This window comes from Actinomadura sp. HBU206391, assembly GCF_014323665.1.
Taxonomy (GTDB): domain Bacteria; phylum Actinomycetota; class Actinomycetes; order Streptosporangiales; family Streptosporangiaceae; genus Actinomadura_C.
This window is the reverse complement of sequence record NZ_JABVEB010000021.1, coordinates 45,141-60,886: the sequence shown is the minus strand read 5'-3', so window position 1 is coordinate 60,886 and position 15,746 is coordinate 45,141. Positions and strand designations below refer to the sequence as shown.

General features: G+C 69.1%; 15 protein-coding genes and 1 pseudogene. 10 read left to right on the top strand and 6 right to left on the bottom strand.

Annotated features, from left to right (window positions below; translation table 11 throughout):
- The coding region (locus tag HKK72_RS10860; RefSeq protein ID WP_315987183.1) for a transposase at positions 1-373 on the bottom strand (373 nt) is incomplete at its 3' end.
- 123 nt (positions 374-496) lie between these two features.
- On the opposite strand from HKK72_RS10860, the gene HKK72_RS39800 reads away from it, so the two are divergent.
- The 3 genes and pseudogenes from HKK72_RS39800 to HKK72_RS10845 form a co-directional block, all read left to right on the top strand.
- Positions 497-751 carry a hypothetical protein gene (locus HKK72_RS39800; protein ID WP_222720571.1) on the top strand — a complete coding sequence of 85 codons (255 nt, stop codon included), beginning with the start codon at positions 497-499 and terminating at the stop codon, positions 749-751.
- Between the two features lie 28 nt (positions 752-779).
- Entirely contained in the window at positions 780-1,313 is a 534-nt protein-coding gene (locus HKK72_RS10850) for an AAA family ATPase (RefSeq protein ID WP_187234175.1), read from the top strand.
- 156 nt (positions 1,314-1,469) lie between these two features.
- Positions 1,470-2,573: pseudogene (locus tag HKK72_RS10845) on the top strand (IS701 family transposase); the annotation flags it as partial.
- A gap of 167 nt (positions 2,574-2,740) precedes the next feature.
- Here the strand turns inward: HKK72_RS10845 and HKK72_RS10840 are convergent.
- On the bottom strand, positions 2,741-3,268 hold the full coding sequence (locus HKK72_RS10840; RefSeq protein WP_222720570.1) for a hypothetical protein: 528 nt from the start codon (positions 3,266-3,268) through the stop codon (positions 2,741-2,743).
- Between the two features lie 969 nt (positions 3,269-4,237).
- Between HKK72_RS10840 and HKK72_RS10835 the strand changes: the two genes are divergently transcribed.
- The 3 genes from HKK72_RS10835 to HKK72_RS10825 are packed head-to-tail and all read left to right on the top strand — an operon-like array spanning position 4,238 to position 6,560.
- Positions 4,238-4,630, top strand: coding sequence for a GntR family transcriptional regulator (locus HKK72_RS10835; protein WP_315987182.1), 393 nt, complete (start codon positions 4,238-4,240; stop codon positions 4,628-4,630).
- Positions 4,627-5,523, top strand: a complete 897-nt coding sequence (locus tag HKK72_RS10830) for an ABC transporter ATP-binding protein (RefSeq protein ID WP_187234172.1) — start codon at positions 4,627-4,629, stop codon at positions 5,521-5,523. Before HKK72_RS10835 ends, HKK72_RS10830 begins: the two co-directional genes overlap by 4 nt.
- Positions 5,520-6,560, top strand: a complete 1,041-nt coding sequence (locus HKK72_RS10825) for an ABC transporter permease (protein WP_187234171.1) — start codon at positions 5,520-5,522, stop codon at positions 6,558-6,560. Before HKK72_RS10830 ends, HKK72_RS10825 begins: the two co-directional genes overlap by 4 nt.
- 42 nt (positions 6,561-6,602) lie before the next feature.
- Here the strand turns inward: HKK72_RS10825 and HKK72_RS10820 are convergent, their stop codons facing one another.
- The gene (locus HKK72_RS10820) at positions 6,603-6,794 is read right to left on the bottom strand and encodes a DUF397 domain-containing protein (protein ID WP_187234170.1); all 192 of its coding nucleotides are present in this window, start codon (positions 6,792-6,794) and stop codon (positions 6,603-6,605) included.
- Positions 6,791-7,336 (bottom strand): DUF5753 domain-containing protein, encoded by a 546-nt coding sequence (locus HKK72_RS39795; RefSeq protein ID WP_222720569.1) that lies wholly within the window; start codon positions 7,334-7,336, stop codon positions 6,791-6,793. Before HKK72_RS39795 ends, HKK72_RS10820 begins: the two co-directional genes overlap by 4 nt.
- On the opposite strand from HKK72_RS39795, the gene HKK72_RS10810 reads away from it, so the two are divergent.
- The 4 genes from HKK72_RS10810 to HKK72_RS10795 all read left to right on the top strand — a co-directional run bounded on the left by HKK72_RS10810 (position 7,314) and on the right by HKK72_RS10795 (position 13,237).
- Positions 7,314-7,643, top strand: coding sequence for an ATP-binding protein (locus HKK72_RS10810; protein ID WP_187234168.1), 330 nt, complete (start codon positions 7,314-7,316; stop codon positions 7,641-7,643). The genes HKK72_RS39795 and HKK72_RS10810 overlap by 23 nt on opposite strands.
- A 292-nt stretch (positions 7,644-7,935) precedes the next feature.
- Positions 7,936-10,473 carry a carboxylate--amine ligase/circularly permuted type 2 ATP-grasp protein gene (locus HKK72_RS10805; RefSeq protein ID WP_187234167.1) on the top strand — a complete coding sequence of 846 codons (2,538 nt, stop codon included), beginning with the start codon at positions 7,936-7,938 and terminating at the stop codon, positions 10,471-10,473.
- 51 nt (positions 10,474-10,524) lie between these two features.
- Positions 10,525-12,327, top strand: coding sequence for an N-acetylglutaminylglutamine amidotransferase (locus tag HKK72_RS10800; protein WP_187234166.1), 1,803 nt, complete (start codon positions 10,525-10,527; stop codon positions 12,325-12,327).
- Positions 12,328-12,394: 67 nt separating this feature from the next.
- Entirely contained in the window at positions 12,395-13,237 is an 843-nt protein-coding gene (locus HKK72_RS10795) for an ergothioneine biosynthesis protein EgtC (RefSeq protein ID WP_187234165.1), read from the top strand.
- 48 nt (positions 13,238-13,285) lie between these two features.
- On the opposite strand, the gene HKK72_RS10790 is transcribed toward HKK72_RS10795, so the two are convergent.
- Both HKK72_RS10790 and HKK72_RS10785 read right to left on the bottom strand, forming a co-directional pair.
- On the bottom strand, positions 13,286-14,179 hold the full coding sequence (locus HKK72_RS10790) for an NAD(P)-dependent oxidoreductase (RefSeq protein WP_187234164.1): 894 nt from the start codon (positions 14,177-14,179) through the stop codon (positions 13,286-13,288).
- 144 nt (positions 14,180-14,323) lie between these two features.
- Positions 14,324-15,730 (bottom strand): purine-cytosine permease family protein, encoded by a 1,407-nt coding sequence (locus HKK72_RS10785; RefSeq protein WP_187234163.1) that lies wholly within the window; start codon positions 15,728-15,730, stop codon positions 14,324-14,326.
- Positions 15,731-15,746 lie beyond the last annotated feature (16 nt).

The following is a 15,746-nucleotide window of genomic DNA, read 5'->3' as shown; positions in this document are numbered from 1 at the left end:
TGGGCAGCGGGCCGGCGTGCTCCAGCCAGGCCGCGCGGTGGGTCGGAGGTGGGTGGAGCCGGTCTGAGGACATCGCGGTCGCGGTGCCGTACCGGGTGGTTGGGGTGGTCGTGGTGTGGTGCGGGTCGGGCCAGGTGGCGGGGTTGCCCAGCGCGAACTCGCCGCCGTGCTTGGGCGGCCGGCCGATGAAGCGGGGATCGCCTGGTGGTGCGGGCAGCCGCAGCACCCGGTCGGAGCGGATCCGGCCCAGCAGTTCCACCGGCAGGTCGGCGAGCAGGAACGCCAGTCGGGTGACGTCGTATCCGGCGTCGGGGGCGATCAAGATGTCGGGGTCTGCCGGTGTGTGCTGCCCGGCCTGCAGGAGGCGTTCGATGACCTGGCGGAGCTGGGCGGCGGTGAGGGCGGTGGCGTCGTCGGCCGGGCCGAGCCGGCCAAGCCAACCGAGGGCGCAGGGTTAAAGAACAAGCTTAGTTTAGTAGTACTCCAGTTGTAGATCGTGATCTTGTTGGTGGGGTGGGTGCGGGCAGGGCTGCGGACGTCGTTGATCACACGCCGCGTCCGCACGCCGCAGTGGCGGCGTGGGTGTCCCAATCTGCGGCATATCGAGTGGTTCAACGACCATGTCCGGATCGAGTCGATGTTCCTCGACGGCGTCATGGATCCGACGGGTGACACGGTGCGGCCGGGCGAAGGGATGGGGCACGGCCTGGAGTTCTGCTCGGAGGACATAGAGCAATATCGGATCGCGTGAGGCGGTCTCGGGCTGGCACGCTGCCTCCATGGATCATGCGGAGGTACTGCTTATCGGAGGGCGCGCCGGTGTGGGCAAGTCGACGGTGGGATGGGAGGTTTCGGCGCGGCTGCGCGCCGCGGCGGTTTCTCACGCGATCATCGAGGGTGACTTCATGGGGCAGCTGCATCCGGCACCGGAGGGAGATCCTGACCGCTCGAAGATCGTCGAGCGCAATCTGACGGCCGTGTGGGCAAACTTCGCCGAGCTCGGCTACCGCCGCTTGATCTATACGAACACCCTGAGTGTGCTGCCTGGGACGACGGGCATGTTCGAGCGCGCCATGGGGGCAGATGTACGGGTCGTACGGGTCCTGCTCACCGCCTCCGATGCCACCGTGGGCGAGCGGTTGGCGGGCCGGGAGCTCGGCTCGGAACTGGAGCAGGGGCTGAAGGCGAGCGCCTACAAGGCGCGGCTGCTGGACGCGCAGGTGTCTGCGGACACCGTGCGGGTGGTGACCGACGGGCGGCCTGTCGTGGACATCGCGTGTGAGGTAGCGGCCGCCACCGGCTGGGGCGGGTAGCGCTCCACCCGTGGATGGTGCTCTTGCTGGTGAGGGCCGGTCCGGGGACCGGGTGCGACCACCGGTGATCATCGGCGTGTGAAGACAGGAGATCAGACGGTGGCCGCGGGCCACAGCATAGATCCTGCCTGCTGGCAGGACATGTTCGAGGTCCTGATGGACCGTATCGCGGGGCGGTTCGCCCGGGTGGAACCGCGGCGCCGGGCACGGGAGTTCGTCCTCGGCCTGTTGTCGGACCTGCCTCGCAAGAACTGCTGGACGCTCGCCGAGTACGCCGGGGACGCGACCCCGTATGGCTTGCAGCACCTGCTGTCGAGGGCCAAGTGGGACGCCGACGCGGTCCGCGACGACCTCCGCGGCTTCGTCGTTGAGCAGCTGCACGACCAGGACGCGGTGCCGGTCGTCGATGAGACCGGCGACCTGAAGAAGGGCACCGCCACCGTGGGCGTGCAGCGCCAGTACACCGGAACTGCCGGGCGGATCGAGAACAGTCAGGTGGCCGTCTAGCTCGCCTACTCCAGCCCGCGTGGGCACGCGGCGATCGATCGGGAACTGAACGTCCCGCGCTCCTGGACCGACGACGCGGCCCGCTGCCAGGCGGCCGGGGTACCTGACACCGTCGGCTTCGCCGGGAAACCCGCGCTCGCCGCCCGCATGATCGGCCGCGCACTGGACGCCGGCGTCCCCGCGTCCTGGGTGGCTGGCGACGAGGTCTACGGAGGCAACCCACATCTGCGGACCGCGCTGGAAGGGCGCGAGGTCGGCTACGTCCTCGCCGTCGCCTGCGACCACCCAGATCACCACCCGCGCGGGCAAGTTCCGCGCCGATGCCCTCGTCAAGAAGCTACCGAAGCGGGCCTGGCAGAAGCTCTCCGCCGGCGCCGGGGCCAAGCGGCATCGCTTCAACGACTGGGCCTTGGCCGCCATCGCCGATCACCGGCCAGGCCATCGCCATCTGCTCGTCCGCCGCAACCGGCGCACCGGCGAACTCGCCTTCTACCGCTGCTACGCGGCAAAGCCGGTACCGCTGACCACGCTGGTGAAGGTGGCCGGACGCAGGTGGACGGTCGAGGAGACCTTCCAGTCCGGCAAGGGTCTGACCGGACTGGACGAACACCAGATCAGGCGCTGGACGTCCTGGCACCGCTGGGTCACCCTCTCGATGCTCGCACACGCCTTCCTGGCCGCGGCCACCGCACACGAGCGCGCCCGCCGACCGACCCAGACGAACTGATCCCGTTGACCTGCAACGAGATCCAGCCGGCGGCAGGGTACTGGGGCCCAAGATGGGCCCTGTCTCTCCGCTGTTCGGATCAGGGTGCGGTGGGCCGAAGGGAGCGCTGCCGGGCGGCCGAGAGCGACCGATGTCAACAGGCCGGTCTGGCGACAGCACGGTCGGCCCGCGCTGTCGCCAGACCGGCCGGTGGTCACGAGCATTTCCACAGCCACGCGCATTTCCAGCTGCGCTTAGGAGCACTCTGAGCGGCGTCCCATTCTTGCCCGAGACTCATGCTCCTGTTGCTTTCCTTTATCGCGTTGAAGACCGCCTGGCGTCCGCCGGCTCGAGCGGCTTCATCGTTGACGAGCCAGCCGGGTACGGCTCCATAGCCAGCGAGGTAGGCCTCCCAGTAGAGCGGCTGTACCTTCGCGGGATCGAGTGCCGGTCCGCCTGCGTAGCTCTTCAAGGACTGCTCGATGCCGAAGACGGCCTGTGCGCTGTAGAAGTCGGTCAGGCGATCCAGGTGCTGCTGTATGTACTGGTCGCGCGACACCTTGGTGGCATCAGGTCCGCCCTTTGGGGGCTCCAGGCTGAAATCCCAAAGAGTTCTGATGCGGAAATCGTCCTGTTCGGCGCCCGTTGTGGTCGTGTCAAGGTAGAAGATTCTATTGTCTTTATCGTAGACGTTGCCGCCGCCCGCCCGAGAAACGACCTCAATGCCCAGCTGCTGCTGCAATTCCCGAGCCGACTGCATCTCCGGCTCGTCCCATCGAGACTTGTCGGACTGCCCGGGCGAAAACAGTCTGTCCAGCGCGTCTTGAATCTGGTTCTCTATCTGGTTCCCTGGATTCGCAGGGGGCGATGTGCTGGGAGGGGGCTGGAGGGCTTGAGGTGCGAATTGCTTTCCCCCTCGGGGAATACCGGGCCTGCGGAACGTCGGTGTCGGTGTCGGCGTGGGGGCTGCGACCGGCTTACTCCTGGCGGGCGGGCACTCGCCGCCTCCTACCCTGCAGACTGCCTTTTCGATACCTGACACTACGGTGCCACCCAGACCGGTGGACGCGACGGCGGCGGTGATGGCCGCGATAAGGAGAACCCCTACCACATATGATACGGGGCCTTCGCCCCTGTCGCCACGATTTGCGCGTTCAATCGTTGCTCGGAGTGGTACAAACTGCCGCATTCGGAAACCGTACGGATCCGAACAGGGCAAGTGGCAGGGTCCTGGGGCCCAAGCCCGGGCCTCATCTGGCGGACGTTCGCTTTCGGGTCGTGGGTAGGACTTATGGGACCAAGGCGCCACGCATTATGTCCCGGGAGAGACGACGTACGACGGATCGCGCTCACGTTGCTCGCGGTGACGGAACGGTCGTCGCGCGATGGTGTACCCGAATGGCGAGTGAAGGACAAAGTGTACGTGTGGTGAGGTCGGCTCTTTTCAGGATCGCGTCGCCGAAGTCGACGAGTCCATGCCGACGACCATCTGCTCGAAACCGCGCGCTCTGCTACCGGCGCCGTGACCTGCGCGAGCAAAGGTCACGCTCTGGTCAGGCCGGCCGTTCAACACCTGGGGCGCCGGCCCGCCGCCGACGGCGCGCCTGCCCGCAACCCACCTGGCCGGCTGCGTCCGGCCGGGCGACTCTCCTTGACAGCGGATCTAGTTAGGATCATATTGTGCTAGATACCTAGATTAATGGGGACCCTGGTGATCGAGTTCCACCTGGACGCGCGCTCGGGTGTTTCGCCGTATCTGCAGTTGGTGCGTCAGGTTCGGCAGGCGCTGCGGTTGGGGTTGCTGGCGGAGGGGGATCAGCTTCCGACGGTCAAGGAGGTGGTGGCGGGGTTGGCGATCAACCCGAACACGGTGCTCAAGGCCTATCGGGAGCTTGAGCACGACGGTCTGGTGGCGGCCCGGCCGGGGAGGGGGACGTTCGTGACGGCGACGCTGGCCGATGCCTCGCTGGCCGCGCACGGGCCGCTGCGTCAGGACCTGCGGCGCTGGCTGGCCAAGGCCCGCCGGGCGGGTCTGGACGAGGAGAGCATCGAGGCGCTGTTCATGACCACCTTTCGGGCCGCCGCTCAGGAGGAAATAGCATGACCGCCGTCTTGCAGGCCCAGGGGCTGGGCAAAAGGTACGGGCGGCGCTGGGCGCTGACCGACTGCACCCTGGACATCCCGGCCGGGCACGTGGTGGGACTGGTCGGCCCCAACGGAGCGGGAAAGACCACGCTGCTGAACCTGGCCGTGGGCCAGTTGCCACCGACATCTGGTGACATCGAGGTGCTCGGCGGCAGCCCCGCCGACGGCCCGGCACAGCTGGCCAAGGTCGGGTACGTCGCCCAGGACACCCCCACCTACGCCGGGTTGAGCGTCGCCGACCATCTACGGCTCGGCGCCCGGCTCAACCCCGGATGGGACGACGCGCTGGCACACGAGCGGATCGCAGGGCTCGGCCTCGATCCCGCTCGCCGGGCGGCGAAGTTGTCGGGTGGTCAACGTGCTCAGCTCGCCCTCACCCTGGGCGTCGCCAAACGACCAGAGCTGCTGATCCTGGACGAGCCGGTCGCCGCGCTCGACCCGCTCGCCCGCCGCGAGTTCCTGCAAAGCCTGATGGAGGCCGTCGCAGAACACGAGTTCAGTGTGGTGCTGTCCTCGCACCTGGTGGCCGACCTCGAAAGGGTCTGCGACTACCTCGTGGTCCTGGTCGACTCGCGCATCCAGGTGGCCGGAGAGGTCGAGGAACTGCTGGCCACCCACCACCGGCTCACCGGCCCCCGCCGCGACCCCAAGACGCTCCCCGCAGGTCAGCAGGTCATCTCCGCCGGTCACACCGACCGCCAGACCACCCTCCTGGTCCGCACCGACGACCCGATACACGACCCCGCCTGGACCGTCGGCCAGGTCAGCCTGGAAGACCTCGTCCTGGCCTACATGAGCCGGCAGGCCGAAACCGACCGCGGCGACAGGCCCGCACTGGAGGTACAACGATGATCTGGCTGACCTGGCGCCAGTTCCGCGCTTCGGCCGCGATGATGTTCGCCGCCCTGGCTTTGCTGGCCGTCATTCTGGGCCTGACCGGCCCGGGCCTGGCCGACGACTACTCCACCGGGATCGCCGCGTGTACCACCGAGAGCGGCGGCTGCACGAACTTCCTCGGCCGATTCTTCCAGGAAAGGCAGGATGCCTTCCTCGCCGTCACCGCCATCGTGCTGGTGCTGCCCGCCCTCATCGGGCTGTTCTGGGGAGCGCCGCTGATCACCCGTGAGCTGGAGGCCGGCACACACCGGCTGGTGTGGAACCAGAGCATCACCCGCACCCGCTGGCTGACCGTCAAACTCGCCCTCACCGGCCTGGCCGCCATGACCGCCGCCGGACTGGGCAGCCTCGCGGTGACCTGGTGGGCCGGCCCCATCGACAAGAGCGCCACCGATGGCTACCCGCGGCTGGGGCCCCTGCTGTTCGGCGCCCGCGGCATCGTCCCGATCGGGTACGCGGCCTTCGCCTTCGCCCTCGGCGTCACCATCGGCATGCTCGTCCGCCGCACCCTCCCCGCCATGGCCATCACCCTCGTCGCGTTCGTCGCCCTCCAGATCGCCATGCCCCTGCTGGCCCGGCCTCACTTCGTGTCCCCGATCCGTTCGACCGGTGAAATCACCCCATCGAGGCTCGATGGCCTGGCTTGGTCGCGCGGCGGCGGCCCGTTGTATCTGAGGGTGAAGAACCAGGTGCCCGGCCGCACGGGTGCCTGGGTCCTGTCCAGCCACATCGTCGACGCATCCGGACGCAAAGTCGACGGGACCATGCCCGTGTCCACGACCTCAGGACCCTGCAAACCACCCGAGGCACCCGGGCAGGGCGCTTCGTCGTGCCTCCCAGAGATAAAGCGGCTCGGCTACCGGCATCAGGTGACCTACCAGCCGTCCAGCCGCTACTGGACCTTCCAGTGGTACGAGACCGCGATCTACGCCGCCCTCGCCCTCGGGCTCGCGGGGTTCAGCTTCTGGTGGATCCGCCGACGCGTGTCCTAAGCCGATTCCGCACCCGCAGGATCGCCGGCTCGGCCGGTTGCTCTACAGATCGAGTTCTCCGGAGCGGATGCGGGTGAGGAGCCCGCCGAAGGCGGCCGCTGAGACGGTGAGGTGGCCGGCTTCGGGGTTCTGGCCGTCTTTGAGACCGACGGCACCGGGGAGCCGGGCGGCCTCGACGCAGGAGTTACCGGAGGCGTCGCTGTGGGTGCTCTTGCGCCATGTGGGGGTGCTCATGTCATGCCCTCCATCACCTGCTCGATGAGATCTCTCGTCGAGTCCCGGGACAGTGCGTCCGCCCCGATGCGGTCAAAACGTATGCCGTATCTCCGGATCTCCGCCTTGTCCAACGAGAGTCTGCCACCTCCCACGGCCTCCATATAGGCCACGTCTCCCTCGGCCACGGTGGTGACTGCGAAGGATCCCTCCAGTCCGATGTGGGCGCCGAGCGACCTCGGCACGACGCGGATGACGATGTGGGGAAGGCGGCTGGCTTCGAGCAGCCGTGCGAGCTGCGCCCTCATCACCTTGGGCCCGCCCAAGGGCTGGTCCAGGACGCTCTGGTTCAGCAATACCCACAGCTGGGGCGGCTCTTCTCTCGTGAGGATCTTACCTGTGTACGGGGAAAGAGGTCGAAGAGACGATCGAAGAGACGGTCGGGGGGTGATGGCAATGGATGCGATAACGGTTGAAATAGGAAAAAGTCGCCTGGAATTGACCTTGTTCCCGGTACCCCAGTCTGTGGCGATCGCGCGGATGTTCGTGCGCCACCAGCTCATCAGCCTGAGGTACGCCGACCTGATCCACGACGCGAACCAGATCGTCTCCGAACTGGTCACCAACGCGATCGCGGTCACGGTGTCCGAGGGCCGCGAGAAGCCGGGGCGCATCAGGCTCTACCTCGGCCCGAATCAGGGCCGGCCGCTTTTGGAGGTGTGGGACCCGTCTCCGACCTTGCCCCGGGTGAGAGAGCCCGACTTCGTCAGCGAGTCCGGCCGGGGCCTGCACATCGTCATGTCACTCGCCGCCGAGTTCGGGTGGACCGAAGGGGAGGGAGGGAAGACGGTATGGGCGTTGCTCGGATGAGAGGTGTCTCCTGGCTGAGCCGGTGACCTGACCACCGGACCTGACCACGACCTGATCAGCGGGACCTGGCCACCGGGACCTGACCACCGGGACCTGACCACCGGGACCTGACCACCGGGACCTGTCATCGGGCGGACACCGCACTGTGACCCCCTGTGATCAGGGCGATACAGGGCATAGTGTCGCGATTTGGGGGCATTTCCCTCGCCGTCACAACTGGACCGGATGGGGAGCGTCACGCTGAACGCGCATCGGACATATCCATGTAACACAGTGAATCTAGTGTCGCGTGATGGCTGATCGTCCAGAGCTGATGGCCGTCGGTGTCGAGGAGGAGTTCCACACCGTCGACCTCGAGACGCATCGATTGCTCCCGCGCGCCGACAGTCTGCTGGAGCAACTGCCCGCGCAACGGTTCGGAGCCGAGCTTCAGCGCTCGGTGGTCGAGACCAACAGCCGGCCCTTCGTGCGCCTGATCGACCTGGCCGAGGACCTCGCGGCGCTGCGCCGCGGCGTCGTCGCGGCCGCGGAGCCGCTCGGGCTCGGCATCGTGGCGGCCGGAACGGTGCCGGTGGTGGACCTCGACGCGCTCAAGGTCACGCCCGATCCGCGGTACGAGAACATGCTGGAGGAATATCAGGCGCTCGCCCGCGAGCAGCTCATCTGCGGCGCGCAGGTGCACGTCGACGTCGGCGACCGCGATCTCGCGGTGGCGGTGGCGCACCGGGTCGGGCCCTGGCTGCCCGCGCTGCTTGCCGTCTCGGCGAGCTCTCCGTACTGGCTCGGCTCCGACACCGGCTACGCCAGCTACCGGACGCTGCTGTGGAGCCGCTGGCCGACCACCGGGCCCGTAGGGCCGTTCGAGTCGGCGCGCGAGTACGACCGGCTGCTGGACGACCTCGTCAAAACCGGCGTGATCAGCGACCAGGGCATGATCTATTTCGACGTACGCCCGTCGGCGCACCTGCCCACGGTGGAGCTGCGCATCTGCGACGCCTGCCCGCGGGTCGAGGACGTCGTCCTGCTCGCCGGGCTCTTCCGCGCATTGGTGATCCGCGAGCTGGACGCCATCGCGTCCGGAGCGCCGGCCCGGCCGGTGCGCACCGAGCTCGTACGGGCGGCGGCATGGCGCGCGGCCAGATCGGGGCTGGAGGGAGAGCTGGTCGACCCGGTCAGCGGAGGGCCGATGCCCGCGGGCGCCTATCTCCGCGGGCTGCTTTCGGACCTGCGGCCGACGCTTGAGCGCACCGACGACTGGGAGCTCGTCGCGGAGCTGACCGAGGCGGCGCTGGCCGGGGGCGGTTCGGCCGCCCGGCAACGAGCGGCGTTCGCCGGCGGCGGCCTGGGCGACGTGGTGGAACTGCTGCTCGCGGAGACCCGCGCCAACACCGAGTGGATGCCCGGCGCGGGACCGGCCCGCCAAGAGGTGACCACGATGCTCGCGGGCTACCGCGCCGAGGCCGACGAGGCCGTGCTGTTCGACGGCAGCGCGCGCGGACCGTACGGCATGATCATGACCGCGCTCGACCGCATCGGCATCGACGGGCTGCGCGAGCGCGAGCGGCAGCGCGACGAGGTGCAGCGGCAGCTCGGCATGACGTTCCACGTCGACGGCGAGCAGCAGGACCGGCTCTTCCCGTTCGACGTCATCCCGAGGGTGATCGCCGCCGAGGACTGGACGCCGCTGCAGGCCGGCCTGTCGCAGCGGGTGCGGGCCCTGGAGGCCTTCCTGCACGACGCGTACGGCGAGCGCGCGGCGGTCAAGGACGGGGTGCTCCCGGACTGGATCATCAAGGAGTCGCCGGGGCTGCGACCGGACGGCCGGTTCGTGCCCCGGTCGGCGGTGCGGTGCGCCGTGGCGGGCATCGATCTCGTACGGGACGGGGCGGGGCGATGGGCCGTGCTCGAGGACAACCTGCGGGTGCCCTCGGGTCTCGGTTACGCCCTCGCCAACCGCTGGCTCGCGGCACGCGTGCTGCCCGAGCTGGTGCGCGCCTCGCACACGCCCGCCCCGGCGCGGGCGTTGAGCGTGCTGCGCACCGCGCTCACCGGCGCCTCGCCCGCGCTGGCGCTGGTCACGCTGGGGGAGGAGGACTCGGCGTTCTACGAGCACCGGCTGCTGGCCCGCGAGATGAGCATTCCGCTGGCCACGCCCGATCGGCTGCTCGTCACCGCCGAAGGCCTGCGGATCGACGACGACGAACGCACGCCGGTGGAGGTGCTCTACCGGCGGATCGACGAGGACGAGCTCTTCGACGCCATCGGCGCCGACGGCCGGCCGCTCGGCCCGGGGTTGCTCGCCGCGGTCGAGCAGGGCACGCTGACGCTCGCGAACGCGCCGGGCAACGGGGTCGGCGACGACAAGGCGCTCTACGCGTACGTCCCGCAGCTGATCGAGTACTACCTGGGGGAGCGCCCGCTGCTGGACATCGTCCCCACGTACCTCTGCCGCGACGCCGAGCAGCGCGCGCAGGTGCTCGACCGGCTGGACGAGCTGGTGGTCAAGCCGGTGGACGGGTACGGCGGCAACGGTGTGGTCATCGGCCCGGACGCCTCGGCCGCCGAGCTGGACGAGGTCCGCGAGCGGATCCTCGCCGAGCCCGCCCGCTGGATCGCGCAGGAGACCGTACGGCTGTCGACCCACCCGACCTTCACGGGCGACCGGTTCGAACCGCGCGCCGTCGACCTGCGCGCTTTCGTCGTACGCGGCCGCGTCGACGCCGAGCCGGCCGTCGTGCCGGTCGCGCTGACCCGGGTGGCCCCGGCCGGGAGCAAGATCGTCAACTCCTCGCAGGGAGGTGGCTCCAAGGACACCTGGCTGATGCAGTAGCCCGAGGTTCGCGTAGAAAGGATCCCCCCTCATGACCTTCTGGAGCCGCCCATGTGCGGGCTGAGCGGTGAACTGCGGCTCGACGGCGGGCTCGCCGACGTCGCCGCGGTGGCCCGGATGACCGCCGCGATGGAGCCGCGCGGGCCGGACGGCTCAGGCGTGTGGTCGAACGGCCCGGTCGCGCTCGGCCACCGCCGCCTGAAGATCATCGATCTGTCGGACAGGGCCGCCCAGCCCATGGTGGACAGCGAACTCGGCCTGACCGGGGTCTTCAACGGCTGTCTCTACAACTACAAGCAGTTGCGCGAGGAACTGCGCGAAGAGGGCTACCGGTTCTTCTCCACCTCCGACACCGAGGTGCTGCTGAAGGCCTACCACCGGTGGGGACGCGACTGCGTCGACCACTTCAAGGGCATGTTCGCCTTCGTCGTCGCGCTGCGCGACTCCGGGACGCTGGTGCTCGGCCGTGACCGGCTGGGCATCAAGCCGCTGTACGTCACCCGCGACACCGCCCGGCTGCGCTTCGCCTCGACGCTTCCCGCGCTGCTGGCGGGCGGCGGAGTCGACACCGAACTCGACCTGGTGGCGCTGCACCACTACATGAGCTTCCACTCGGTCGTGCCGCCGCCCCGCACGATCTTCGCGGGTGTCGAGAAGCTCCCGCCCGCGACCGTACGGACGATCCGGGCGGACGGAACGGTCGAGGACCACCGCTACTGGGCGCCCGATTTCACCCACGTGCCGGAGACCAGCCCGGCCGACCGGAGCCCCGCCGACCGGAGCGCTGCTGATTGGAGCACGGCGGTCCTGGAGGGGCTGCGCACCGCCGTGGACCGGCGCATGGTCGCCGACGTGCCCGTCGGGGTGCTGCTGTCGGGCGGCCTGGACTCGAGCTTCATCGTCGCGCTGCTCGCCGAGGCCGGCCAGCGGGATCTGACGACCTTCAGCATCGGCTTCGAGGCGGCCGGCGGCGAGTCGGGCGACGAGTTCGTCTACTCCGACCTGGTCGCCGAGCATTTCGGCACCGACCACCACCGGATCCGCATCGACGACTCGCGGCTGCTGCCCGCCCTCGCCGGCGCCATCGGCGCCATGAGCGAACCGATGGTCAGCCACGACGCGGTGGCCTTCTACCTGCTGTCGCAGGAGGTGTCGCGCCATGTCAAGGTCGTGCAGTCGGGGCAGGGCGCCGACGAGGTCTTCGCCGGGTACGACTGGTATCCGCCGCTGGCCGACGTGCCGCGCGCCGACGCGGCGGAGTCGTACGCGCGGGTGTTCTTCGACCGCAGGCACGACGCGCTCGTCGGAATCCTGAACCCGGTGTACCTGCTCGACGACGACGCGGCGTTCGACTTCGTCCGACGGCATTTCGACCAGCCCGGTGCCGAGACCTCGGTGGACGCCGCGCTGCGGCTCGACACCACGGTGATGCTGGTGGACGACCCGGTGAAACGCGTCGACAACATGACGATGGCCTGGGGGCTCGAGGCGCGCACGCCGTTCCTCGACCACGACCTCGTCGAACTCGCCGCCGCCTGCCCACCGGAGCTGAAACTCGCCGAGGACGGCAAGGGCGTGCTCAAGCGGGCCGCGCGCGGGCTCGTACCCGACGAGGTGATAGATCGAACCAAGGGGTACTTCCCGGTGCCGGCGATCCGGCATCTGTCCGGGCCGTACCTGGAGATGGTGCGTGAGGCGCTGGCCGCGCCCGCGGCGAAGTCGCGTGCGCTGTTCCGCCCGGAGTACGTGGAGCGCCTGCTCGCCGCGCCGAGCACGCACCGTACGACGCTCGGCGCCAGCCAACTGTGGCAGGTGGCCCTGTTGGAGTTGTGGCTACAGAACCACGGGGTGTAAGAGGAAGGAATGACCACCGCGTCATCGCGGTGGCGTGTGTCCGCAAGCGAGGGGAGATCTCACGTCGATGTGCCGTCATTTCACCTGGGTCGGAACACCCAAGACGCTGCATGAGCTCTTTTTCGCGCCGAGCTATGGCCTGCCCCATCAGGCCAGGCTTCCGCGCTGGCAGCAGATCGGCCTGGTCAACAAGGACGGCTTCGGCGCCGGCTGGTATCTCACGGACGGTTCGTATCGCGAGAACGGTTCACATCCCGAGAACGGTTCGTATCACCAGAACGGTTCGCCGTCGGTCTACCGCACGGTGGTGCCGATCTGGGACGACGCCGGGTTCCCGGCCTTCGCCCCTGACATCTCCGCGTCGTGCGTACTCGGCGCGGCCCGGGCGGCCAGTCCTGGGATGCCGATCGAGGAGACCGCCAACGCGCCCTTCACCGACGGGCGGCATCTGCTGAGCCTCAACGGCAACCTCAGCGTCGAGAAGACCGCCTCGCTGCTGGAGCCCGGCCGCGAGCCCGAGTCGGCCTGCGACTCGGCGTTCCTCGCCGCTCTGCTGTGGCAGCGCCTGGCGATGGGCCAGACGCTCGTCGACGCGGTCGAGAGCCTGCTCTACGCCGTCGTCGACCTGGACCCGAGCGCCTGCCTGAACATGCTGGCCACCGACGGCACCCGGGTGGTGGCCACGACGTGGGCCGAGACCCTCTGTTACCGGAAGACCGGCGAGGGCGTGCTGGTCGCCAGCGAACCCCATGACGACGGCGAAGGCTGGGTCACCGTGCCCGACCGTTCGCTGGTCGTCGCCGACGCGCTGCGAGCCGAGGTGCGGCCGCTCCGCCCCGTTCTCGACGCCGTGCCCACCGCCGTTCCGGGTGAGGTGGTGCGAGGCGGCCGCCTCGGCGTCGCCCACTAGTGCCTGCCCCGTGGATCATGTGACGGGGCGCGGAGTCCGCGCGGCTCGTCACCGCTTTGTGAAGTGCTCGAACAGGCGTGAGTAGTCGTCGTCGGCATGGCCCCGGTCGACGGCCTTGGCCACCAGAGCGAGGGTGTAGCCGGGAAATTCGTCATCGACGCCCCGCGCCCGGCTCTCCTGGACCAGGTCCTCGACCGAGGGCAGATGATGCTTGAGCGCCCCGTGCTCCACCGCGTGCTCGCCACGGTCGGCCCGATCGGCGATCGACGGCAGGAACGACAGCAACGCCGAGACCGAGGCGCCTGCGTGGTCCAAGAACCGCCCCGCATCGATGCCCTCGCTCGACAGCAGCGCGGCCGCGTGCAGGAAACCGTTCAGCGTTCCCCACATGGTGTCGTGCACGGCCATTCCGTACAGGACCGGAACGCCGGCATCGCCCGCGACCAGGCTCCCCCGGCCGCCCACCAGCCGCAGGGCCCGGCGATGGCGGTCGTACACGGCCTTCGCGCCACCGTAGAACACCACCGCCTCCGGATGCCCCACCCCTGGGGCGATCGTCATGATCTGCCCGTGCAGGTACTGCGCTCCTTGGCCGGCGACCCACTCGGCCACGGCCTTGACCTCCGCGGACGTCCCATCGGTCAGGTTGACCACGGCGCGGCCGGCCAATGCGTCGCCCGCCGATTCCAACAGCTCACGAGCGACCGTGTTGCCCTTCACGCTGACGACCACCAGCGCACTGTCAGCGACGGCCGCACGAACCGTCGCGGCCCATCGTGCTCCCTTGGCCACCAGGGCATCGGCCTTGTCCGGCGTCCGATTCCATACCGTGGTAGGGAGCCCGCCGTCCAGGAAGGCGCCCGCCAGCGCGGAGCCCATCTCCCCCAGACCGATCACGGTCACGGCCGGTCGGCCGTCGGTGCCTTCCTCCGTCGTAGCCATAGATGCTGCCCTCTCCCCAGGAGCGGGTGGCTCGGTCCAGCCCGGCCACCGCGGCTCGTCGATCACGGGCCACGCTAGAAACTCAACCGGGCTTGAGGTCAAGGGGAAGATCTGAGGCGGGAACTCTGGAGACGCGTGGCCAGGTCATCCGGAACGGCGCAGGGGGCGCAGCACGAGGTAGAGGCCGGCGGAGATGAGGAATCCCGCCTCGAAGGTGATGTCGCCGACCGAGCCGAACCTGTCCGGTATCGGGCCGACGTACTTCTCCTGGTTGGAGAAGAGCCACACGGACAGGACCACGCCGGCGGCCATCGCGGTCGGCCCGGCCCGGTTGCGGTGCAGCGGGTCGAACAACAGGTGGTCGATCGGCTTACCGCGGCGCAGGTAAAGGTCGACCAGGACGACGCCCAGCCACGGGCCGATCCAGTAGGCGATGATCAGCAGGAAGGTCTCGTAGTCGTGGCCCGCGTCATCGAGCCCGAAGTAGGCGACCACCAGCCCGACGGCCCCGAAGACCAGCGCGACCATCGCCCGCTGCACCTTGGACGGCAGCGGCAGTTTGATGCCGAGTGTGACGAACGACATCGACCCCGAGTAGATGTTGATGGCGTTGGCGCCCACGGCGCCGAGCGTGATCGCCAGCAGAGTGAGATCGGCGATGAGGGCGGGCAGGTGTCCGGTGAAGGTGCCGGTGGGGTCCCCCAGGGCGTCACCGCCGATGGTCACCGAGGCCGCCCCGACGATCTGCAGGACGACACAGCCCAGGAAGACGCCGAGCCCGGCGAACAGGCCCACCGCACGCCGGTCGGCCTCGACCGGAAGGTAGCGGGTGTAGTCGGCCGCGTACGGGTTCCATCCGGCGGCGTAGCCGAACGAGGCGGCCATCGCGATCAGGAAGCCGCCCACGCCTCCGCCGTCCGCGGCTCCCGGCGCGCCGAAATCCGCCTTCGACAGGATGATCACTGTGACGACGCCGAAGACCACTGCCAGCACCGGGAACGCGTAGCGCTCGAAGGCGTGCACGAGGTTGTGGCCGAAGAACGCGATCGCCGCCTGGGCACCGACCACGACGGTCAGGCACAGGGGCTTCGGCAGGCCGGTCAGGGTGTTGAGGGCGAGCGTCGCGCTGACGCTGTTGACGGCGAACCAGCCGATGCCGCCCGCGACGGTGTTGAGCGAGGCGGGCAGGATGTTTCCGCGGAACCCAAACGGCACCCGTCCGAGCACCATCTGCGCGACCCCGTGGCCCGGGCCGCGGGCCGACAGCACGCCGTGGGCCACCGCGCCGAGGCCGGTGCCGAGCACGATCGCGGCGACCGCCTGCCAGAAGCTCAGCCCGAAGGCGGCGACGGCGAGCACGCCGAGGAAGACCGTCGCGAACTCCAGGTTCGGCGACGTCCAGGTCCACAGCAGGTTGAGGGGGCGGCCGTGCCGCTCGGTGAGCGGGATGAAGCCCACACCGCCGGGTTCGACGGTGGCGATCTTCTTCCCGTACTCACCCTCCCGTACGACGACCTCGGACGGCGTGGGACTGTTCTCGAGCGTGGTCATGCGGGGGAGTCCTCTG